This is a genomic window from Polaromonas sp. P1_F2 (assembly GCF_056405735.1).
In genome coordinates, this window is sequence record NZ_JBFUBN010000005.1 from 243,698 (window position 1) to 263,691 (window position 19,994).

The window sequence follows — 19,994 nt, forward strand, 5'->3', positions numbered from 1 at the left end:
AGGAGTTCGCCATGCCCCGCCATACCCCCATAGAGCGCTATCGCAACATCGGCATCAGCGCGCACATCGACGCCGGCAAGACCACCACCACCGAGCGCATCCTGTTTTACACCGGTGTGAACTACAAGATCGGCGAAGTCCATGAAGGCACGGCCACCATGGACTGGATGGAACAGGAGCAGGAGCGCGGCATCACCATCACCTCGGCGGCGACCACGGCCTTCTGGAAAGGCATGGCGGGCAACTACCCCGAGCACCGAATCAACATCATCGACACGCCGGGCCACGTGGACTTCACCATCGAGGTCGAGCGCTCCATGCGCGTGCTCGACGGCGCGGTGATGGTCTACGACGCCGTGGGCGGCGTGCAGCCGCAGTCTGAAACCGTCTGGCGCCAGGCCAACAAGTACAAGGTGCCGCGCCTGGCCTTCGTCAACAAGATGGACCGCGTGGGCGCCGATTTCTTCCGCGTGCAGCGCCAGATCAGCGAACGCCTCAAAGGCGTGGCCGTGCCGGTGCAGATTCCGGTCGGCGCCGAGGATCATTTCCAGGGCGTGGTCGACCTCGTCAAGATGAAAGCCATCATCTGGGACGACACCAGCCAGGGCGTGCATTTCGAGTACGGCGACATCCCGGCGGAGCTGCTGGACACCGCCAACGAATGGCGCACCAAGATGATTGAGGCTGCCGCCGAAGCCAATGACGAGTTGCTGAACAAATACCTGGCCGGTGAACCGCTGAGCGAGGACGAAATCAGGCAGGGCCTGCGCCAGCGCACCATTGCCAACGAGATCGTTCCCATGCTCTGCGGCAGCGCTTTCAAGAACAAGGGCGTGCAGGCCATGCTGGACGCGGTGATCGACTATATGCCCTCTCCGGCGGACGTGCCGGCCATCCTGGGCCACACCGAAGACGATGAGGGCGAGGCCGAGCGGCATCCAACAGACGACGAACCTTTTTCGGCGCTGGCCTTCAAGATCATGACCGACCCCTACGTCGGGCAGCTGATTTTCTTTCGTGTGTACTCGGGCGTGGTCAAGGCTGGCGACACGGTCTACAACCCGGTCAAGGGCAAGCGCGAGCGGCTGGGCCGCATTTTGCAGATGCACGCCAATCAACGCAACGAGGTCAAGGAAGTGCGCGCCGGCGACATCGCCGCGGCCGTCGGCCTGAAGGACGCGACCACCGGCGACACACTGTGCGACCCGGCCCACGTGATCATCCTCGAGAAGATGATCTTCCCCGAACCGGTGATCTCGCAGGCGGTGGAACCCAAGACCCAGGCCGACCAGGAAAAAATGGGCATCGCGCTGAACCGCCTGGCGCAGGAAGACCCTTCGTTCCGCGTGCACACCGACGAGGAATCCGGCCAGACCATCATCTCGGGCATGGGCGAACTGCACCTCGAAATCCTGGTCGACCGCATGAAGCGCGAGTTCAGCGTCGAGGCCAACGTCGGCAAGCCGCAGGTGGCTTACCGCGAAACCATACGGCAGGCGGTGAACGACGTCGAAGGCAAGTTCATCAAGCAGTCTGGGGGCCGCGGGCAGTACGGCCACGCCGTGCTCAACCTGGAGCCGCAGCCTTCGGGCAAGGGCTATGAGTTCGTCGATGCCATCAAGGGCGGCGTGATCCCGCGCGAGTACATTCCCGCCGTCAACAAGGGCATACAGGAAACGCTGAAGGCCGGCGTGCTCGCGGGCTACCCGGTGGTGGACGTGAAGGCCACGCTGGTGTTCGGCTCCTACCATGACGTGGACTCCAACGAAAATGCTTTCCGCATGGCCGGCTCGCTGGCCTTCAAGGAAGCCATGCGCCGCGCCAAACCGGTGCTGCTGGAGCCCGTGATGGCCGTCGAGGTCGAAACGCCCGAGGACTTCATGGGCAATGTGATGGGTGACCTCTCGTCACGCCGCGGCATGGTGCAGGGCATGGAAGACATCGCGGGTGGCGGCGGCAAGCTGGTGCGCGCCGAGGTGCCGCTGTCGGAGATGTTCGGCTACTCCACCACCTTGCGTTCGCTCACGCAGGGCCGCGCGACTTACACCATGGAGTTCAAGCGCTATGCCGAGACCACGGCCGACGTGGCCGCGGCCATCATGCGCGGCAAGGGCGGCTGAGGGCGCCACCGCGCGCACCGGGGTGCAAAGACATCTGCGCCCTCAGGGTCTGCCGGCGTGCGTTGCTTATTTTTACCGGAGTCCTACACTGAAATTCCCTTGGCTTCACTACGGAGGTTGTCATGGATACCCTCAATCGCTGGCAGGACAGGCTGGAAATTTTCGTGGGGCTCTGGCTGTGCATCGCGCCCTGGGCGCTGGCGCTGCCCGAGGCGGCGGCATGGTGCTCGGTGGTCGTGGGCGTAGCCGTCATCGTCCTCGCGTCGCAAGACCTCTTCCTGCCCAACCACCTGGACGACTGGGCCAATGCCCTGCTGGGCGTGGGCCTGATGATTTCGCCCTGGGTCTGGAATTACGCCGGGCATGACAACGCCATGCTCAATGCGCTGGTCATGGGCTTGCTGGTTACGCTGACCTCGGGCTGGGCCCTGGAACGCGTGCTCTATGACAAGTTCAAGGTCTGGAGATCGCATCACCACGCTCATTGAGGCGTTGAGGCCTTGATGCGCCGCACGCGGCGCATCCCCCCTCACACGCGGCAACATGCCGTGCTGAAGGTGCTTTTCTTCAAACGCTCATGCTGCCACCGGCACTTTCAGGGGCACGGCCCGCACCGGCAGGCGCAGGCCCACGCCTATGCGGTTCCAGGCATTCATCAGCGCCGCCGCCATGGTCAGCTCGGCGATCTCGCGTTCGTTGAAATACGCGGCGAGGGCGTCGAAGTCTTCGTCGGGCGCCTGTGTCTGCGGGAGCAGGGTCAGGCTTTCGGCCCAGTTCAGCGCGGCGCGCTCGCGTTCGGTGAACAAGGTGACTTCGCGCCAGGTGCTCAGGCTGTTGAGCCGCTGCAGGTCTTCGCCGCCGGCCAGCAGGTCGCGCGCATGCGAGTCCACGCAATAAGCGCAGCCGTTGATCTGCGAGATGCGCTGGCGCACCAGGTCTATCAGCCGCATGCCGAGGGTGGAGTCCTCCAGCGTGGCATTGACGGCGCCCAGGGCGCCCACGGCTTCGGGGATCACCTTGCGGTGCTGGAGGCGGCCGTTGGCCGAGGGCATGGAAATCGTGCTCATGGGTGAAAACTCCTTGAAGTTCAATGAGCCCCCGACAACCGGGAGCTTCACCCCTTAAGACGGCCCGCTTCCTCGAGTTGTGACAGCACCCGCACCAGCTTGGCCGGGTTGCGCTGGGTGTGGATCTCGGCCAGCAGGCCGTTCTCGAAGTACAGCGACCGCACCGACTCGAGCCGGCCATGCACAAAACGCAGCAGGCCCGGCACGCCGTTGATGTCGGCGATCTCCAGGCGCTGTGCCGGCCCATGGTTGAGCGCGGTGGCGAAATAGAGCTGGGCCAGCCGCTGGGCGCCGCGCAGCACCTGGCCGAAAGACGGCACCACGCCGCCGCCGTCGCTGACCAGGCTGGCCTCTTCGCTGATCAGGCTTTTGATGGTGGCCAGATTGCCTTCGCGCGCCGCGGCGGCAAAGCGCGCCAGCAGGCGCAAATGCTCTTCGCGGCTGACAGTGAAACGTGTTTTGCCTTCCCGCACCTGCGCCTTGGCGCGGCTGACCAGCTGGCGGCAGGCGGCCTGGCTTTTACCCAGCGTGCGGGCCATGTCGGCATAGTCGGCGTCAAAGACCTCGCGCAGCAGGAAGGCCGCGCGCTCATCGGGCGTCAGGCGCTCCAGCACGGCCAGAAAGGCCAGCGAAATGTCGCCGGCGAATTCCAGCATCTGCTCAGGCGAGTCCTGGAAGCCCTGGGGGTCGGTCAACATCGGCTCGGCCAGCCAGAAGCCGGTGTAGTGTTCGCGCGCGGTCTTGGCGGCACGCAGCCGGTCTATGGACAGCCGGGTGACCGTGGTGACCAGCCAGGCCTCGGCGCTGCGCAAGTCATCAGGACGCGCGCTGTTCCAGCGCAGCCAGGCGTCCTGCAGCACGTCCTGGGCATCGGCATGCGAGCCGAGCATGCGGTAGGCGATGCCTAGCAGGCGTGGGCGGTGGGCATCAAAGTTTTCGGCCGAAGGGGAGGGAGCGTTGTCCATATACCGGCAAGACGGATGGGGCTGGTTGATTGTGACAAGGGGTGGTGAAATGGTCCAACTTTGGGCCGGCTCTTGCTCCGGCGGTGCGCTCTCTTCTGAGTTCTGCTGGCCGGGGGTTGCCCGGCAGCAAGTAACTTTCTTTTGCTTCGCCAAAAGAAAGTCACCAAAGAAAAGGCGACCCGCAGTCTGGGTCCCTGCGCTTCGCTTCGGGCAACCTGCGGTGCTCGAGCCAAGCGGGGTCCGGCTAAACTCGCTTCGCTCAGACAACGCCGGCCCTGATCCGCTTGTCTCTGCGCTCCTCGGCCCAGCCAGGACGGGGCAATCGGGAGCGGGGACAAAGACAGAAAAACCAAGAAGACAAATACAACAAGGACTCGCCAAGGCGAGTCCTTGTTTCTTCAAGTATTGGTATTTGTCTTTCTAGTCCCCACCCCTTGTGGATGCGCCGAGGAGCGCAGGTTCAGGCGGATCAGGGATCGCGTTGTTTGAGCCGAAGGCGAGTTTAGCGAGACCCCGCCTGAACCGAGCACCGCAGGTTGCCCGCAGCGAAGCGAAGGGACGCAGCAACCAGGGTCGCCTTTTCTTTTGCTTACTTTTCTTTTGGCGAAGCAAAAGAAAAGTGAGTAGCTGCCGGGCTACCCCCGGCCAGCAACCCTCAGCAGAGGGCGAGGGCGCGCAAGCCGGCGCAAGACCCGGCACCCCACCCCAACCCCTGCCAAAATCCCCAAAATGCAATTCTTCAAAGACCTCAACCTCGCCGCCTTCACCGCAGGCTTTGTGGCCGTGCTGGTCGGCTTCACCAGCTCGGTGGCCATCGTCTTCCAGGCCGCGCTGGCCTTCAACGCCACACCGGCCGAAATCGCGTCGTGGATGTGGGCGCTGGGGATCGGCATGGGGGTGTGCTCGGTGATCCCCTCGCTGTGGCTCAAAAAACCGGTAATGGTGGCCTGGTCCACGCCGGGCGCGGCGGTGCTGGCCACGGCCGGGCTGGCCGGTGGGTTCTCGATGGGGGAGGCGGTGGCCGCTTTCATGGTCAGCGCCGCGCTGATCACGCTGTTCGGCATCACCGGCTGGTTTGAAAAAGCCATGAACCGCATTCCCGTGGCGATTGCCTCGGCGCTGCTGGCCGGCGTGCTGGCGCGCTTCGGCATCCAGGCTTTCGCGGCGGCGCAAACGGCCTTGCCGCTGGTGCTGCTGATGCTGGCGATCTATTTACTGGGCAAGCGCCTCTTGCCGCGCTATGCCGTGGTGCTGACGCTGGCGGGTGCGATTGTTTTTGTGGCCGCACGCGGGCAGCTGGCCTGGTCTGAAGTGGCTTTTTCTTTCGCGGTGCCGGTGTTCACCATGCCGAAGTTCAGCTTCGCGGCCATCGTCAGCATGGCGATTCCGCTGTTTGTGGTGACCATGGCCTCGCAAAACCTGCCGGGCGTGGCGACCATTTACGCGGCGGGCTATGGACCGGACAGCGCCGGCGGCGGCATCCCCATCTCCAAAATCATCACGCTGAGCGGCCTGGCCACACTGGTGCTGGCACCCTTCGGCGCCTTCGCGCTCAACCTGGGCGCCATCACGGCCGCCATCTGCATGGGCAAGGAAGCGCATGAGGACCCGGCAAAGCGTTACACGGCGGCCGTTTCGTGCGGCGCGATCTACATCGTGATCGGCATCTTCGGCGCGGCCATCACCGGCCTGCTGACGGCCTTCCCCAAGGAGCTGGTGGTCGCCATCGCGGGGCTGGCGCTGCTGGGCAGCATAGGCAGCGGGCTGGCGGCGGCGGTGAAAGACGAATCGCACCGTGAGGCGGCCCTTATCACGTTTCTCGTCACTTTGTCCGGCGTGGTAATAGCCGGTGTGGGCTCGGCCTTTTGGGGTGTGGTGGCGGGCGCGCTGGCGCTGTTTGTACAACAATACGGCCAGCAGCGCCGCGAATCCCCGTCCGGGACGGCCCCAGCAGACACCCGAACCCCTTCCAAACCATGAACATTCTTTTTGTCGCCGATCCGCTTGAGTCCTTCAAGATCTACAAGGACACCACCTTCGCGATGATGCGCGAGGCGCAAAAGCGCGGCCACCGTGTCAGCGCCTGCCTGCCGGCGGACATGAGCTGGCAGACCGGCGCGAAAGTCACGGCCCAGGTGCGCCACATCACGCTGACGGGTGATGCGGACACCTGGTTCACGGCGGACGCGACCCGGCCCGACGCGCGCGAAGCCATCGCGAGCTTTGACGCGGTGGTCATGCGCAAGGACCCGCCCTTTGACAGCGAGTACTTCTACAGCACGCATTTGCTGGAGCAGGCCGAGCGGGAAGGCGCCAAAGTCTTCAACAAACCGCGCGCGCTGCGCGACCACCCGGAAAAACTCGCCATCCTCGAGTTCGCGCAATTCAGCGGACCGACGCTGGTCACGCGTAGCGCGGCCGACATCAAGCGCTTTCATGCCGAGCACAAGGACATCATCCTCAAACCGCTGGACGGCATGGGCGGCATGGGCATCTTCCGCGTCAAGGGAGACGGCCTGAATCTGGGCAGCATCACCGAGACGCTGAACCGTGACGGCGCGCAAAGCGTGATGGTGCAGAAGTTTTTGCCCGAGATCGCCAAGGGCGACAAACGCGTGCTCGTCATCGGCGGCAAGCCCGTGCCTTTCAGCCTGGCGCGCATTCCCCAGGGCAGCGAGGTGCGCGGGAACCTGGCGGCCGGCGGACTGGGTGTGGCGCAGCCGCTCTCAAAACGCGACTTTGAAATCGCCGAGGCGCTGGGCCCGGTGCTGGCCGCGCGCGGCCTGCTGCTGGCCGGCGTCGACGTGATCGGCGACTACGTGACCGAAATCAACGTCACCAGCCCGACCTGCTTCCAGGAAATCCACGATCAGGCCGGCTTTGACGTGGCGGCGATGTTCATGGATGCGCTGGAGGCTGCGCTGAAAGGCTGAGCGGCCTCACGGCCTTCGCTTCGTTGGGGCCGTTCTGCGCCTCGCGGCGCGCCGCCAGCACGCGTGAGCGCCGCTTGCGCCACCAGATCACGATGCCGGTCACCGACAGCATCACCACCACCATCCCCATCAGCGACATCATGATGCGGCCCGGCAGGCCCAGGATGCGCCCGCCGTGCAGCGGCAATTGCAGCTGCGCGAACACGTCGGCCGCGGTACCGTGCCAGGGCTGGTTGCTGCTGATCAGGCGCCCATCTTCCGCGCTCAGGTAGAGGTTGGACAAGTCCATGCCGTCGCTGTCGTCATGCGTGGCATGGTCGAAGAATGAGACGTTGTAGAAACCACCGCGCTGGTTGTAGAAGACGCCGCCCGGTGAGGTGGTCCAGCCGCGGCGTGTGGCTTCGGCCCGGGCGATGCCGACGATTTCAACGAAGCCGATCTTCGGCTCGATGTGCGCACCCAGCGGCGCCAGCGGCACCAGGGTGGACGGACCGGGCGTGGTCTTGGACACCATGGACAGTAGCGGGAAAAATATCTCGCGATTCAGGTTGATCGAGAACGAGGTGAAGGCCACCACGATGATCAGGCCCCACACCCACAAGCCGCCGGCGCGGTGCAGGTCGAAATTGAGCTTGTAGCCGCCGGCTTTCCAGCGCAGCAGCCAAGAGGGTTTCCAGCGTGACCACCAGCTTGCTGCATCGCGGTGCGGCACTGTTTCGGCACCCGCGCGCTTGCGCAAGCGGCGCGGCATGGTGAGGTAGAAACCGACAAAACTATCGAGCAGCCAGACCAGCGCGATGCCGCCCATGATCCAGTGGCCGACGCGGTCGCTGCCCCACATCGCCGGCACATGCAGCGTGTAGTGCAGCTTGCGTAAAAAGGGCATCAAGGTTTCGGGCTTGAACGATACCGCGTTGGAATCGCGCTTGCCGCGCACCTCGGCCGTGACCGGGTCGACGAAGACCTGGTTGTAGCCGAGCTGGTAGGGCCGGCCGGTGGCCGGGTCCTTGCGCGGCTGCACGAAGTAGCCCGCGGCATGGCCTTCCTCGAAACCGAGCGGCAGGTAGGCCACCCGCGCGCGCGGGTCGTGGGCTTCGACGGCGGCGGCCAGCTCGAAGGGGTCGCGGAAAGGGCCGCGCGCCTCGGTGTCGTAGAGCTTGCTGTTCAGCCAGCCGTCGATCTCGTGGTCCCACGAGATGACGGCGCCGGTCAGGCCCGAGACGATGAGGAACAGCGCGGTGGACAGCCCCATCCAGCGATGGAGGACAGCCCAGAGGGTTCGCATGGCGGCAGGCCTTTAGAAGTCGATGCTGCCGCTCACGACGAAGGTGCGCGGCGCGCCCATGACCAGGTAGTTGTCAGTGGGCGAGGCGCCGCCGGCCGAGGCCCAGTACGACTTGTTAAGCAGGTTGTCGATGCGCCCACGCAGCGTGAGGGCTCGACCGTTGCCGATATCCATGATGTAACGCGCGCCCACGTCCAGGCGGGTCCAGGCGGGCAGTTCCTGGGTGTTGGCTGCATTGGCGTACTGCTTGCCGGTGTGGATCACGCGCGCATTGAGCGCCAGGCCGCGCACCCCGGTCACGTCCCATTCGGCGCCGAGGTTGAGCTGCTGGCGCGGCACGCCGATGGCGTCCTTGCCGTCGGTGGCGCCGGTGAGTGTCTTGCTTTGTTTGGCATCGAGCAGCGTCAGGCCGCCGAGCAGGCGCAGGCCGCGCATAGGCTCACCGTAGATCGAGAACTCCAGGCCCTGGTTGCGTTGCTCGCCGAAGGCGCCGTAGGTGGTACCCACCGTGCCGTCGAGCGGGCGGTTGGTTTCAAACAGGGCCACGCTGCCGCCGAAAGTACCGGCGTCGTATTTGGCGCCGATTTCGGTCTGCTTGGAGTGGAAGGGCTTGAACACCGTGTTGGCATTTGTCACCGGTGTCACCACACCAGCGATGGTGACCGTGGCCGGGGCGATCTTGCCGGGCACCAGGCCTTCGATGTAGTTTCCGTAGAGCGACAAGTTGCTGTTGACCTTGAAGACGATGCCGGCGACCGGTGTGGTGCGGCTGCTTTCGATGGGTTCGGCGGCGACGCCGGTGTTGTAGGCGAAGGTCTGCTGCCTGATGGTCTGGTTGCGGGCGCCCAGCGTGAGCAGCACGCTGTCTTTCGCGAACGAAAGCGTGTCGGCGATGGCCAGGCTGGAAGTCTCGGTCTTGGCCTGCAGCGCGGGGCTGGCCAGGTTGTTGCCGACAAAACCGGGCGCGGCGCTGTTGGCCACCGGAAAAGCTGAGGCGACGGGCGTGTAGAGGTTGCTGGTCACACTGGCCGCGGAGAACGCGAAGGCGTTGTAGCGGTCGTTTTTATACGTCGCGGCGGAGGCGACCACCGTGTGGCCTATGCTGCCCGTGTTGAACTTCCCGCGCAGGCCGGCTTCCAGCGTCGTGATCTTGTCCTCGCGCGTGTTGCTGAAGCGCGTGGCGGTCGTGGCGCCCGCGGCGTTGGTGAGGGTCGGGTTGGCCAGGTCATTGCCCTCCCAGCTGTTGCGCACGCCGCCGGCGACCCAGCCGGTGATGGCGCTGCTGAAATCCGCTTCGGCACGCACGGTGGCGAAGGTGTCACGCTCCTTGGCAGAGGTCCAGGGCTGGGCGAAATTGCCTTTGGCATCCGGTGCGGCGGGAATCGGCAGCAAGGCCGACGGCGTCACGTTCGGGCGGCCGGCGGTCAGCATGTAGTCCTGGTGGCCGATGTCGGCCGAGATGCGCACATTGCTGCTGCGCCAGTCCAGGCCGACGCCTATGGCGCTGAGATTCATTTTCTCGTTGTCGACACCGGTGCCGCCGTCGCGCTTCACCGCGTTCAGGCGGATGCCGGTGGCCTGGTCGGGGCCGAAGCGGCGCGCGATGTCGGTCGATACGGAAGCCTGGCCGCCGGTCTGGTAGCTCAGGCCGGCCCGCGTCAGCGGCTCGTTGGGGGCGCGCTTGGGCAGCAGGTTGATGCTGCCGCCTATGCCGCTGCCGCCGGGCGCCGCGCCGTTGAGGAAGCTGTTGGCGCCGCGGAAGACCTCCACGCGCTCGAGGAATTCGGCCGCGATGTACTGCCGCGGCAGCATGCCGTAGAGGCCGTTGTAGGCCACGTCATCGGAGTACACGGGGAAGCCGCGCACCATGTAAAGCTCCTGGAAGTTGCCGAAACCGCGCGCCGTGCGCACCGACGGGTCGTTCAGCAGCACGTCGGCGACGCTCTTGGCCTGCTGGTCCTGGATCAGCTCGTTGGTGTAGCTGGTGCTGGAAAACGGCGTTTCCATGATGTCCTGGTTGCCCAGGATGCCGACGCGCCCGCCGCGCGCCACCTGGCCGCCGGCAAACGGCTTGGTCAAACCTTCGGCCGAAGCGTCGGCGCTGGCATTGACGGTCACGGTGGACAAGGTCGCGGTTGGCGTACCGGACTCCGGCGCGGGGGCGGTTTGCGCATGGACCAGCGGCAGCCAGAGGGCCAGGGTGGCGGCGGTTGCGATGGGTGTCAGGAGAAAACGCGATAAGGGCATGTTTGGGACTGAAGGTGTTTTAAATGAGAATGATTATTATTACCTTAATCACCGAGATCCCCTTGCCCACAGCCTCCTTGCGTCATTTCTTTGACGAATTTCGTTGCGGTGCCACAACGATATGTATGCACATCATTCGCCGCGCACACCTGCCGGCCGGGGCTCAGCCCGGCACAAGCCCGCAAGGCCATGCTGCGCGAGATGGGGCGGCCAGCCGAACGCCGTGCCGCACCGGAAAGGCGGCGACGTTGACAGCATCTATGTGGTGACCGTGCGGCGCGGCGAGGGCAAGGCCGTCGCCTGTCCCAGCCGCGAAGCTAGGCCGCGGCCAGCGCGCCGTCCTCAAACACCTTGAGCTCGCCCGGCGCGAACGCCATCCAGGTTTCGTTGGTGGTCAGCGGCGCCGTGACGACCACGGCCACCTTGTCGGTGGGCCGTGTGTGTTCGGCGAAGTTCACGCTCACGTCTTCATCGCTCAGCGTGGCATGCGCGAAGGGGTGCTTGCGTTCCACGTAATAAAGATTCGTGGAGGCATGCGCCCACAGCGCCTGGCCGTTGCTCAGCAGGAAGTTGAAGGTGCCATGGCCGGCGATCTGCGCCGCGAGTTCGCGCAGCGTGATGCTGAGTTCCTTCACGCTGGGCACACCCGCATGCGATTTGGCCATCTCCTGCATGATCCAGCAAAAGGCGCGCTCGCTGTCGGTGGTGCCGACGGGCCGGAAGCTGCCGTGCAGGCGCGGCGCAAAGTCCTTGAGGTCGCCGTTGTGCGCGAACACCCAGTAGCGGCCCCAGAGCTCACGCACAAAGGGGTGGCAGTTCTCCAGCGCCACGCGGCCCTGCGTGGCCTTGCGGATGTGCGAGATCACGTTGCGGCTTTTGATGGGGTAGCGGCTGATCAGCTCGGCCACCGGCGAACTGCAGGCCGGCTGGTGGTCGACAAAGTGGCGCAGGCCCTTGTCGCTGGCGCTGGCCACGCTGTCGTCACCTTCAAAAAACGCGATGCCCCAGCCGTCGGCATGGTGGTCGGTATGGCCGCCGCGCTGCGCGAAACCGCGAAAACTGAAGGTCACATCGGTGGGCGCGTTGCAGTTCATGCCCAGGAGTTGGCACATGGTCAGCCTGCTTTCTGTTCGTCGTTGGGGATGCCGGCCACGGGCACGCGAAGCTGCCAGGCCGCCACCATGGCCAGCAGGCAAAGGGCGGCCAGCATCAGGAATGCTTCATTGAAAGCCGCCAGCCGCGCCGGGCTGCTGGTGCTGTTGGCCAGGGAATCGCCATGCACGGCGAGCCGCCACTCGAGCACGATGCCGCACAGGCTCACGCCGATCGCGCCGCCCAGCATGCGCAAGAAATTGATGGCGCTGGCGCCTTGCGAGAGCAAGTGCTCATGCAGCGGCCGCAGCGAGCCCAGGTTCAGCGAAGGCAGGATAAAACCCAGGCCGATGCGACCCAGCGTGGCCCAGGCCACCAGCATCCACAGGCCCGAGGCCAGGCTCACCGTGAGCATCAGCGCGAACGAAGCCGCCAGCAGCGCCAGCCCCGTGCTGACGAGCAGCCAGGTCGGGTGTTTGTCGGCCAGGCGGCCCACGCCGGCGATGGTCGCGGCCAGCACCAGGCCGGCGGGCAGCAGGATGGTGCCGACATGCGAGGCCGACAGATTCAAACCCAGTTGCAGGTAGACCGGCAGCAGGTAGGTCGAACCGAACAAGGCCGTGCCATAGATGAAGGCCACGATGCTGCCCATGGCAAACGGCCGGTAGCCAAAAAGCGCCAGGTTCATCAGCGGCGCGCCGCCCGTGGCGGCCAGGCGGCGTTGCCACCAGACAAAGGCTGCCAATGCGGCGATTGCGCCACCCAGCAATACAAAAGCCTTCGCGCCGCCGGTTCCATGCAGTTCGACCATGCCGTTGAGCAGGCACAGCGTGCCGACCGCACCCAGCAGCAGGCCGCGCCAGTCGATCATGGCCGTGTTGCGGTTCGCCGCCACGCCGCCCGGCGCGGTGTCGGGCACATAGCGATAGGCCATCCACATGGACACCAGGCACAGAGGTATCACCATAAAGAAGATCGAGCGCCAGCCGAACAGGTCGACCAGGATGCCGCCTATGCTGGGGCCCACGGCGGGCGCCAGCACCACGCCCATGCCGAAGAGGCCGCTGGCGCGGCCCTGCTCATGCGGCCCGAAGGCCCGCATGATGATGATGGCGGGAATCGGCTGCACCACGCCGGCCGCCAGCCCCTCGGCCACGCGCGCGCCCAGCACCAGGCTGAAATGGTTGGCCAAGCCGCCGACGATGCCGCCGGCCATCAGCAGCAGCATGGTGCCCGCATAGGTGCGGCGGTAGCCGTAGCGCGCCAGCAGCCAGGGCGTGGTCAGCATGGAGACCGTCATGGCCACCATGAAGCCCGAACTGACCCATTGCGCGCGCTCCTGCCCCAGTGTGAAGTGGTGGCTCATGTCGGGAATCGCCACGTTGACGATGGTCGACGACATGATGGAGGCCATCGTGCCTATCATGACCGACAGCAGCAGCAGCCAGCGGTAGCGCGGGCCGTGCCGCGCCTGCAGGCCGGCGAGGGAAGCGGACACGAGCGGGCCCGGGCTCAGTCCCTGGGCTCGGACCAGAGCTTGCCGCCGGTGGCCCAGTTCTCGCGCTTGACGTCGGTGATCAGGATGTCCACCGAATCGGGCTGGCCGCCCAGGATTTCAACGCTGACGCGGGTGATGGCCTCGACGAGCTTTTTCTTCTGCTCGATGGTCCGGCCTTCCATCATTTCGACGTGGTACGTGGGCATGTTTTCCTCTGGATGAAACGCTTGCGGCGGGATTGCCGCGGGGCGCGTGGATACCCGATGATAAAAGCAAGCGTAAAAGCAGGCGGCGGCCGCTGGCTTGTCGGCCTGCGCTGACAGGCGCACGGGGATTGCCGCCGCAGGCGCGCGCGGCAAACCATGGGACACTGGTCTTCCTCTGGGCGTCCCGCACCCATGCCTGCGGGTTTCATCCGGGCCACACTTGTTTCTCACCACCTCCGCCCCTTCCACCGAGCCCCCTCTTCCCCTGCTGGCGGGCCGCAACTACCGCTGCCAGTGCGGGCAGCCGGTTTTCTTTCGCAACAGCAAATGCCTGGCCTGCAACACGCCGCTGGGCTACGACTGCGAGCGCGGCCTGCTGCTGCCGCTGATGCCAGGGCCGCGCGAAGGGACCTGGCGCGAGTGGCAGGCGGGCGCCGCGCCGGCCGCGCCGCCGCCCGACGACACACAGCCACCCCGGCTCGAGGAGATTCCTGGCCAGGAGTCCGCGCCAGGCCCCACCACGACCGCGGCGGCGCCACCCGCCGAAGCCGCTACCCCCCAAACCACCGAGGAAGACACGGACGACGGCGAGCCCACCTACAAACGCTGCCTCAACCTCTCCACCCCCTCCTCCTGCAACTGGCTGGTGGACGAGCACGACCCCGCCGACATGTGCCGCGCCTGCCGGCTGAACCGCACGATTCCCGACCTGACCAACCCCGAGCAGCCCGACAACGGCTACCTCTGGGGACTGGTAGAACTGGCCAAGCGGCGGCTGGTGTCCTCGCTGATCCTGCTCGGGCTGCCGGTCGCGTCGCGCATGAGCGAGGACCCGGAACGCGGCCTGATGTTCGATTTCCTGCGTTCGCCGGTCAACGGCCCGCACATCATGACCGGGCACAACACCGGCCTGATCACGCTCAACATCGACGAAGCCGACGACGCCAAGCGCGAGGCGGTGCGCAAGGCCATGCGCGAGCCCTACCGCACCCTGCTCGGGCATTTCCGCCATGAAGTGGGCCACTACTACTGGGACCGCCTGGTGGCTGGCACGCCCTGGCTGGAGGGCTTTCACCAGCTCTTCGGCGACGAAACGCTGGACTACAAGGCCAGCCTGCAGCGCAACTACGACGAAGGCCCGCCCGCGGACTGGCCCCTGCATTTCGTGAGCGCCTACGCCAGCACCCATCCGTGGGAGGACTGGGCCGAGTGCTGGGCACACTACCTGCACATGCGCGACACGATCGACACCGCGCTGAGCTTCGGCCTGAGCGTGGACCGCTTCGACCTGGAGTTCACCCCCTTCACACTGGACGCGCTCTACCAGCCCGAGCACCCCGATGCCGAGCAGTTCCTGGGCTTCATCAACCACTGGACCCGTTTGACCACCATGCTCAACGAGATGTCGCGCAGCATGGGCCAGCCCGACTTCTATCCTTTCGTGCTGCCGGCGGAAGCGGTCGGCAAGCTGCATTTCATCCACCTGCTGGTGAGCTCGCGCAGCTGGCTGCAGCCTGTTGAAAGCGCCCCACAGGCGTCTTCGCAAATACAGGCACAGACGCAGGACAGCACCGAAGGCAATGCCGGGACCGTCGTTTCACGCTGAAAGCCTCAAGCCCCTTCCAGCTTGTCCACACCTTCCAGGTCCTTCATACCCCAGACGATGCGCGTGAACTCTTGCCTGAGCTGCAGGCGCGCTTCGGCATCCAGGCCGCGAAGGCTGGCGGCCGGGTTCATGCGGCGCGGTGAGATCGCGGCGCCGCGTGAAGCAAACACAACGCTGTTGCTTTTTTCAAGCGCGCAGATTTCCACCGCGTTGCCGCCAAAGCTGCGCTGGATACGCCCAACCCGGACGGCGTAGTCGGGGTCGTCGTAGTGCAGGTTCACGGCCAGGATGCCGCCGGGCGCCAGCGCCGCGAAGCAATCGTCATAAAAACCTTGCGAGCACAGCTGGGCGGGCTGGCCTTCATGGTCAAAGCCGTCGACCAACAAAGTGTCGAAAGCGCCCGTGTGCGAGGCCACGAACACCGCGCCATCCGCTTCAATCACCTGGAAGCGGCCGTCGTCTTCAGGAACCTGGAAGTCGGCGCGCAGGGCGATCACGTGCGGGTTGATTTCCACCACCAGAATCCGGGAGTCCGGCAACTGGCGGTAGCAAAATTTGGCCAGTGAGCCGCCGCCCAGCCCCACCATGGCCATACGCGCCGGCACGGGCTTGAACAGCAGGAAACCCATCATCGTGCGCGTGTAGTCCACGTCCAGTTGCCAGGGACTCAGCAGGTTCATCCGGCTTTGCAGCTCGCCCATCGTGAAATGCAGCGAGCGGGCCGTGCCGTCATCGCGCACAAAAGGTTTGAGGCAACGCTGCGCGGGAACGCTTCCCGCGGCTGCGCCGGTTTCGCCGGGCGCAAGCACGGGAAGGCTCGGCCACGGCGTCATGCGCGCGCCGGGCAAAGGCTGAACAGACGGGAAGCGCAGAAAGTCAAAGGCATGCGGCAGGTTCTGGAAGACGGTTGAGTGGGGACCGCAAAGTCCTTCATTGTATTGGCGGGTTCGGTCACAATTGGCTATGGCTTCAGCAGCACTTTCACCCAGGCACCGGCCGGCAGCCATGATTGCGCCGCCGCGCTTGCCGGCGTAAAAAACGGCCATGGCAAGCAGGCAACGCGGCCACCACTACAGCGTCTACGTGATCGAGCTGGGCCCCGAGGTCTGGGACGTGGCGCGCTTTCGCCGCGCCAACCCGGACTACCAGTTGGGCAAACCCTTTGTCTATGTCGGCATGACCGGGCTGGACCCGGACGTACGCTTTGACAAGCACAAGGCCGGCATCCAGTCCAACCGTTTCGCGCGCGATTTCGGTGTGCGCCTGCTGCCCCGGCTTTACGAGATGTACAACCCCATGCCCTACGACGCCGCGCGCGACATGGAGGTCGAACTGGGCATAGGCCTGCGCGAAGCGGGCTACGGGGTCTGGCAGGCCTGAGCGCGGCCGGCTGCACATTATTCCAGCGCGCTTACCGTGACGCCGTGCCGGCCGGAGAACGCCTGCAAGATGCCGGCGATCTGGCCGTCCTCCAGCGTGGTGACCAGTTCGATGATCTTGTTGTCGCCGCCCTTGTGGCTGTCGCTCACCGTCACGATGGCCGCCGGGTCGCCTGCCGCAAACAGTTTTTGCAGCGACGGGCCCAGCGAGGCCATCACACCGTCGCGTTCGCCCTTGCCGGCGGCCGTACCTTCCACATACTGCACTTCAAACGAGAAATTGGTTTTGGCGCTCATGGGTGTGTAGTCCGGTGTGTAGCCGTGAGGCTTATGCGCGCAGCGTGGCCGCGAGGGTGATCTCCGGCACGCTGGCCAGCGCCTTCGAGAGCGGGCAGGCCTTCTTGGCGCCCTCGGCAATTTCCTGGAATTTCGCCTCGTCGATATTCGGGATGGCGGCCTCCAGCGTCAGCGCGATGCGGTCGATCAGGAAACCGTCGCCTTGCGGCACTAGCCGGACCTGGGCGCGGGTATCGACCGAGCTGGTGGCAAAACCGGCCTTGTCGCAGGCAAAGGAAAACGCCATCGTGAAGCAGGCCGCATGGGCCGCGCCCAGCAATTCTTCCGGGTTGGTGCCGCTGCGGTCGTCTTCAAAACGGCTGCCGAAGCCGTAGGGATAGCTCTTGAGCGCACCGGTGTCGGTGCTGATACGGCCCTGGCCTTTTTTGCCGGCGCCTTCCCAGTGAACGGAAGCGGTTTTTTCAATCATGGCAGCCCCTTGAAGATGAAAGATGAAAGCGAATTCATCAATGTGCGCGCCGGCCGTGCGCGGGGGCGTCAGACAGCGCCGCGTGCGGCACGCGGGGCGCTTCCTACAGCACCGGGGGGTTACGCGGTTTCCGGCTCGGCCTGGCTGGCCGGCGCCGCCTGGGTCGCGACTTCCGAAGCGACCGCGTCCAGCGCCTGCGCCACCACGCCCTGGTTGTCGACCGGCCTGAGCAGGCGCTCCCGCAGCAGGCGTTCGCAGCTGCGCTTGGTCATCGAATGCGGCTGGCCGCCGTGGCTCACGAACATGAACAGCGTGCCCCGGGTGCTGGCCCAGATCAGCTGCGCGCGCAGCCAGCGGCGGCGCGAGTACAGGTCGACCCAGTGGCCGGCCCGCAGGCCCGCCAGCAGGCGCTCGGCATCGCTCTGGGCCAGGGCCGGCGCGGCACTGGCGGAAGCCTCCTGCTCGGCGAGGAGTTCGGCATGGGAAGAATCGACCTCTTCCTCGACGGGCTGCGCGGCCTGCACCGCGGCGGCGGCGGGTTGTTCGTGTTCTTCTTCCAGCGGCATGAGCTCGCCGGGCACTGTCGGCAGCGTGTCCTCAAAGCCCGCCGCATCGAGTTCGTCGCGCGCCAGCCAGGGATGGGCGGCGGCCTTGGCGCGGCGCTGCTCCGGGGTGGCCGGGAGTTCTTCGGGTTCCAGCGGCATGGACCCGGAGTCCAGCGGCGCCACGCCCGACTCTTCGGCATCGCGCTGGCTTTTCAGGCGGCGCAGCTTGAGCACCGGCCTGTGCAGCTTCATCAGGCCTTCAAAAAACGGCTCGCTCTCGCGCGGGTCCTGCCCCAGCAGGTCCAGCCCTTCGTGCAGCTTCGCCAGCAGGCTGGGAATCATCTCGATCAGCTTGGCGGGGCGCTTGAGGGTGACCTCGCGCTTGACGCTCCAGAGCAGGTCGGGCACCACCGAGCCGAAGCCCATGGGGTCGATCTGGTTGCGCGTGTCGGCGAGCTTGGCATGCGCCATGGCCAGCGCCCAGGGGCCGAACAGGAAATCGAGCACCAGGCCCGGCACCTTGTCCAGGTCCGAGCGCGTGCTCAGTTCAAAGGCGATCTGGTCGGCCTGGGTCTGCCGCTCTTCGGCAAAACGCAGGGCCTGCAGCACGTTGTTGCGGTTTTCCGCCTCAAGCTGGTCCTGCTCGTCCCAGCTGTATTCCAGCGCGGCCAGCGCCATGCCGAAGGGCTGGGCATCTTCGATCGTCAGGCCGTTCAGTTCGTTGAAGGCACGCGTGACCGGCTCGAAGAAGGCCAGGAACTCAGGGCTGAATTCGTCGTTGTACTTGAAGCTGCGCTGGGCCACCCGCTCCATGACGCGGCGCCCGGCATGGCCTTCGTCGCTGAAGAATCGCGGGTCCACCATGGCCAGGCGCAGCAGCGAAGGCTCCAGCGCCACGATGGCCTCGCGCACCGGCACCAGCAGGCGCGGGTCTTGCGCCACCTGGTTGACCAGTTTGCGAACCACCTCCAGGCCCAGCACCTGGCCTACCTGGCGGGCTTCTTTCTTGAGCTGGGTACGCACAATGGCGCGTTCCCGCGGCTTGGCATACGAACCCCACACCTGCGAGCTGAGCTGGCTGCGCTCGTCGACCAGGCGTTGCGGGCGATCAACGGCCGGCATGTCCTCATAGTCGGAGAGGTAGCCGGGGCGTGACTCGGCCAGCGGCGCGGAACCGGAGTCGGGCGCGGCGTGGAGGGCGGCCAGTTCTTCTTCAACGGTCTCGTAGTACGAAGGCGTCAGGCCGTGGTGGGCATTGCTGCCGCCGTGGAACAGGAAGTCCTGGAACAGCTCGTCGCGTATTTCGTAGTTGGACAGGTCGGCGTATTGCGGCGCCGGCTTGCCGCCACCCTCACCGAAGCCGCCTTCAGCGCCACCACCGGCACCTTCGCCGTTTCCGCCGCCCCCGGCACCGCCGCCGGATCCGGAAGCCGCCGCGCTCGAACCGTTTCCGCCCTGGCCACGCCCACGGCCCACGCTGGCCGGCGTTTGCAGCACGCGGTAGGTCGCACCCTGCACGTTGGCGAGTTCAAGCTGGTTGACCAGCCGCTCATAGAGCCGCTTGAGCTCACGCCCCAGCGGGTCGGCCATGTATTTGAGCCACAGCGAGACCACCGCCGGCTCGGCTTTGCTCGCCACCGCCATCTCACGCAGGGTCTGTGCGAAAACTTCGGGGCGCAGCGGGTTGAGTTCGGGCCGCACGTTGGGCAGGCCCTGCACCGTGCTGATCAGCTTGTTGAGTTCGGCCAGAACGTGGTCGACGGCCGGCAGCACCAGCTGGAGCAGCCGTGAAGACTCGATCGCCTTCGACACGTCCCGGTCGTCGACGAGCGAGAAGCTGGCGTGCGTCAGGCTTGCGAAAGCACTGGAGGAGGCCGCGGCCGGCGCGGCCGGCTGTTCCCCGGAAGAGGATTCGGGGGCCCGGGCCGCCTGCGCCGCGGCGGCCGCATTGGCCTTGAAATGGACCATCAGGTCGGCCGGGTACTGCTGGGCCCAGGCGGGCTTGTTTTTCAGCAGTTCGCGCCAGGCCGTGGCCAGTTCGTCGCGTTCGGCCACTTTCATGCTCTGCGTCTCGGCCACCTGCAGGCCCGCCACCGCATCTTCCATGCACTTTTCCAAAGCCGGCCGCGCCGCTGTGGCTGCCGACTGGAGACAGGATTGAAGAACGTCAGGTTGCGAAGCCATCTGGAGCCAGGATTTCCGGAAATATGAAGTGAAAGCGCTCAGCCAGCCAGCTTGCAACCATACGTGCCGGGGGCCAGAGAGATGTCTAGCGTAAAGGCCAA

17 protein-coding genes are annotated in these 19,994 nt (G+C 65.6%); 6 read left to right on the top strand and 11 right to left on the bottom strand.

The window, feature by feature from the left end:
- Positions 1-11 precede the first annotated feature (11 nt).
- A complete protein-coding gene (fusA, locus tag AC1D0O_RS12745; RefSeq protein WP_477653882.1) occupies positions 12-2,120 on the top strand; it encodes an elongation factor G in 2,109 nt (702 codons plus the stop codon).
- Positions 2,121-2,242: 122 nt separating this feature from the next.
- The gene (locus AC1D0O_RS12750; protein WP_477653883.1) at positions 2,243-2,608 is read left to right on the top strand and encodes an SPW repeat protein; all 366 of its coding nucleotides are present in this window, start codon (positions 2,243-2,245) and stop codon (positions 2,606-2,608) included.
- An 87-nt stretch (positions 2,609-2,695) separates the two neighbouring features.
- On the opposite strand, the gene AC1D0O_RS12755 is transcribed toward AC1D0O_RS12750, so the two are convergent.
- Together AC1D0O_RS12755 and sigJ are read right to left on the bottom strand one after the other, a co-directional pair.
- Entirely contained in the window at positions 2,696-3,187 is a 492-nt protein-coding gene (locus AC1D0O_RS12755; protein ID WP_477653884.1) for a carboxymuconolactone decarboxylase family protein, read from the bottom strand.
- 47 nt (positions 3,188-3,234) lie between these two features.
- Entirely contained in the window at positions 3,235-4,152 is a 918-nt protein-coding gene (sigJ, locus tag AC1D0O_RS12760) for an RNA polymerase sigma factor SigJ (protein WP_477653885.1), read from the bottom strand.
- Between the two features lie 729 nt (positions 4,153-4,881).
- Between sigJ and AC1D0O_RS12765 the strand changes: the two genes are divergently transcribed.
- Positions 4,882-6,132 (top strand): benzoate/H(+) symporter BenE family transporter, encoded by a 1,251-nt coding sequence (locus AC1D0O_RS12765; protein WP_477653886.1) that lies wholly within the window; start codon positions 4,882-4,884, stop codon positions 6,130-6,132.
- Positions 6,129-7,085, top strand: a complete 957-nt coding sequence (gene gshB / locus AC1D0O_RS12770; protein ID WP_477653887.1) for a glutathione synthase — start codon at positions 6,129-6,131, stop codon at positions 7,083-7,085. The genes AC1D0O_RS12765 and gshB overlap by 4 nt, the downstream gene beginning before the upstream one ends.
- On the opposite strand, the gene AC1D0O_RS12775 is transcribed toward gshB, so the two are convergent.
- The 5 genes from AC1D0O_RS12775 to AC1D0O_RS12795 form a co-directional block, all read right to left on the bottom strand.
- Entirely contained in the window at positions 7,051-8,370 is a 1,320-nt protein-coding gene (locus tag AC1D0O_RS12775; RefSeq protein ID WP_477653888.1) for a PepSY-associated TM helix domain-containing protein, read from the bottom strand. The genes gshB and AC1D0O_RS12775 overlap by 35 nt on opposite strands.
- Before the next feature lie 12 nt (positions 8,371-8,382).
- The gene (locus AC1D0O_RS12780) at positions 8,383-10,617 is read right to left on the bottom strand and encodes a TonB-dependent receptor (RefSeq protein ID WP_477653889.1); all 2,235 of its coding nucleotides are present in this window, start codon (positions 10,615-10,617) and stop codon (positions 8,383-8,385) included.
- 317 nt (positions 10,618-10,934) lie between these two features.
- Positions 10,935-11,729: a class II glutamine amidotransferase gene (locus AC1D0O_RS12785; RefSeq protein ID WP_477653890.1), complete on the bottom strand. Its 795-nt coding sequence runs from the start codon at positions 11,727-11,729 to the stop codon at positions 10,935-10,937.
- A 2-nt stretch (positions 11,730-11,731) separates the two neighbouring features.
- Positions 11,732-13,207 (bottom strand): MFS transporter, encoded by a 1,476-nt coding sequence (locus AC1D0O_RS12790; RefSeq protein ID WP_477653891.1) that lies wholly within the window; start codon positions 13,205-13,207, stop codon positions 11,732-11,734.
- Positions 13,208-13,221: 14 nt separating this feature from the next.
- Complete coding sequence (locus AC1D0O_RS12795) at positions 13,222-13,413, bottom strand: 4-oxalocrotonate tautomerase (protein ID WP_436156996.1); 192 nt, start codon at positions 13,411-13,413, stop codon at positions 13,222-13,224.
- 220 nt (positions 13,414-13,633) lie between these two features.
- Between AC1D0O_RS12795 and AC1D0O_RS12800 the strand changes: the two genes are divergently transcribed.
- Positions 13,634-15,019 (top strand): zinc-binding metallopeptidase family protein, encoded by a 1,386-nt coding sequence (locus AC1D0O_RS12800; RefSeq protein WP_477653892.1) that lies wholly within the window; start codon positions 13,634-13,636, stop codon positions 15,017-15,019.
- Positions 15,020-15,024: 5 nt separating this feature from the next.
- Here AC1D0O_RS12800 and AC1D0O_RS12805 read toward each other — a convergent pair whose 3' ends face one another.
- Complete coding sequence (locus AC1D0O_RS12805) at positions 15,025-15,852, bottom strand: spermine/spermidine synthase domain-containing protein (protein WP_477653893.1); 828 nt, start codon at positions 15,850-15,852, stop codon at positions 15,025-15,027.
- Positions 15,853-16,063: 211 nt separating this feature from the next.
- Between AC1D0O_RS12805 and AC1D0O_RS12810 the strand changes: the two genes are divergently transcribed.
- Entirely contained in the window at positions 16,064-16,399 is a 336-nt protein-coding gene (locus tag AC1D0O_RS12810; protein WP_411881366.1) for a hypothetical protein, read from the top strand.
- A gap of 17 nt (positions 16,400-16,416) precedes the next feature.
- Here the strand turns inward: AC1D0O_RS12810 and AC1D0O_RS12815 are convergent, their stop codons facing one another.
- The 3 genes from AC1D0O_RS12815 to AC1D0O_RS12825 form a co-directional block, all read right to left on the bottom strand.
- The gene (locus AC1D0O_RS12815) at positions 16,417-16,695 is read right to left on the bottom strand and encodes a hypothetical protein (protein ID WP_477653894.1); all 279 of its coding nucleotides are present in this window, start codon (positions 16,693-16,695) and stop codon (positions 16,417-16,419) included.
- A gap of 31 nt (positions 16,696-16,726) precedes the next feature.
- Positions 16,727-17,164 (bottom strand): OsmC family protein, encoded by a 438-nt coding sequence (locus tag AC1D0O_RS12820; protein WP_477653895.1) that lies wholly within the window; start codon positions 17,162-17,164, stop codon positions 16,727-16,729.
- A gap of 119 nt (positions 17,165-17,283) precedes the next feature.
- Positions 17,284-19,893: a DUF1631 family protein gene (locus AC1D0O_RS12825; protein ID WP_477653896.1), complete on the bottom strand. Its 2,610-nt coding sequence runs from the start codon at positions 19,891-19,893 to the stop codon at positions 17,284-17,286.
- Positions 19,894-19,994 lie beyond the last annotated feature (101 nt).

Coding starts and splice junctions, on each gene's coding strand:
- AC1D0O_RS12795 (WP_436156996.1), bottom strand. CDS start 13,413: ATGCCCACGTACCACGTCGAAATGATGGAAGGCCGGACCATCGAGCAG.
- fusA (WP_477653882.1), top strand. CDS start 12: ATGCCCCGCCATACCCCCATAGAGCGCTATCGCAACATCGGCATCAGC.
- AC1D0O_RS12775 (WP_477653888.1), bottom strand. CDS start 8,370: ATGCGAACCCTCTGGGCTGTCCTCCATCGCTGGATGGGGCTGTCCACC.
- sigJ (WP_477653885.1), bottom strand. CDS start 4,152: ATGGACAACGCTCCCTCCCCTTCGGCCGAAAACTTTGATGCCCACCGC.
- AC1D0O_RS12785 (WP_477653890.1), bottom strand. CDS start 11,729: ATGTGCCAACTCCTGGGCATGAACTGCAACGCGCCCACCGATGTGACC.
- AC1D0O_RS12755 (WP_477653884.1), bottom strand. CDS start 3,187: ATGAGCACGATTTCCATGCCCTCGGCCAACGGCCGCCTCCAGCACCGC.
- AC1D0O_RS12825 (WP_477653896.1), bottom strand. CDS start 19,893: ATGGCTTCGCAACCTGACGTTCTTCAATCCTGTCTCCAGTCGGCAGCC.
- AC1D0O_RS12780 (WP_477653889.1), bottom strand. CDS start 10,617: ATGCCCTTATCGCGTTTTCTCCTGACACCCATCGCAACCGCCGCCACC.
- AC1D0O_RS12810 (WP_411881366.1), top strand. CDS start 16,064: ATGGCAAGCAGGCAACGCGGCCACCACTACAGCGTCTACGTGATCGAG.
- AC1D0O_RS12805 (WP_477653893.1), bottom strand. CDS start 15,852: ATGACGCCGTGGCCGAGCCTTCCCGTGCTTGCGCCCGGCGAAACCGGC.
- AC1D0O_RS12820 (WP_477653895.1), bottom strand. CDS start 17,164: ATGATTGAAAAAACCGCTTCCGTTCACTGGGAAGGCGCCGGCAAAAAA.
- AC1D0O_RS12750 (WP_477653883.1), top strand. CDS start 2,243: ATGGATACCCTCAATCGCTGGCAGGACAGGCTGGAAATTTTCGTGGGG.
- gshB (WP_477653887.1), top strand. CDS start 6,129: ATGAACATTCTTTTTGTCGCCGATCCGCTTGAGTCCTTCAAGATCTAC.
- AC1D0O_RS12815 (WP_477653894.1), bottom strand. CDS start 16,695: ATGAGCGCCAAAACCAATTTCTCGTTTGAAGTGCAGTATGTGGAAGGT.
- AC1D0O_RS12765 (WP_477653886.1), top strand. CDS start 4,882: ATGCAATTCTTCAAAGACCTCAACCTCGCCGCCTTCACCGCAGGCTTT.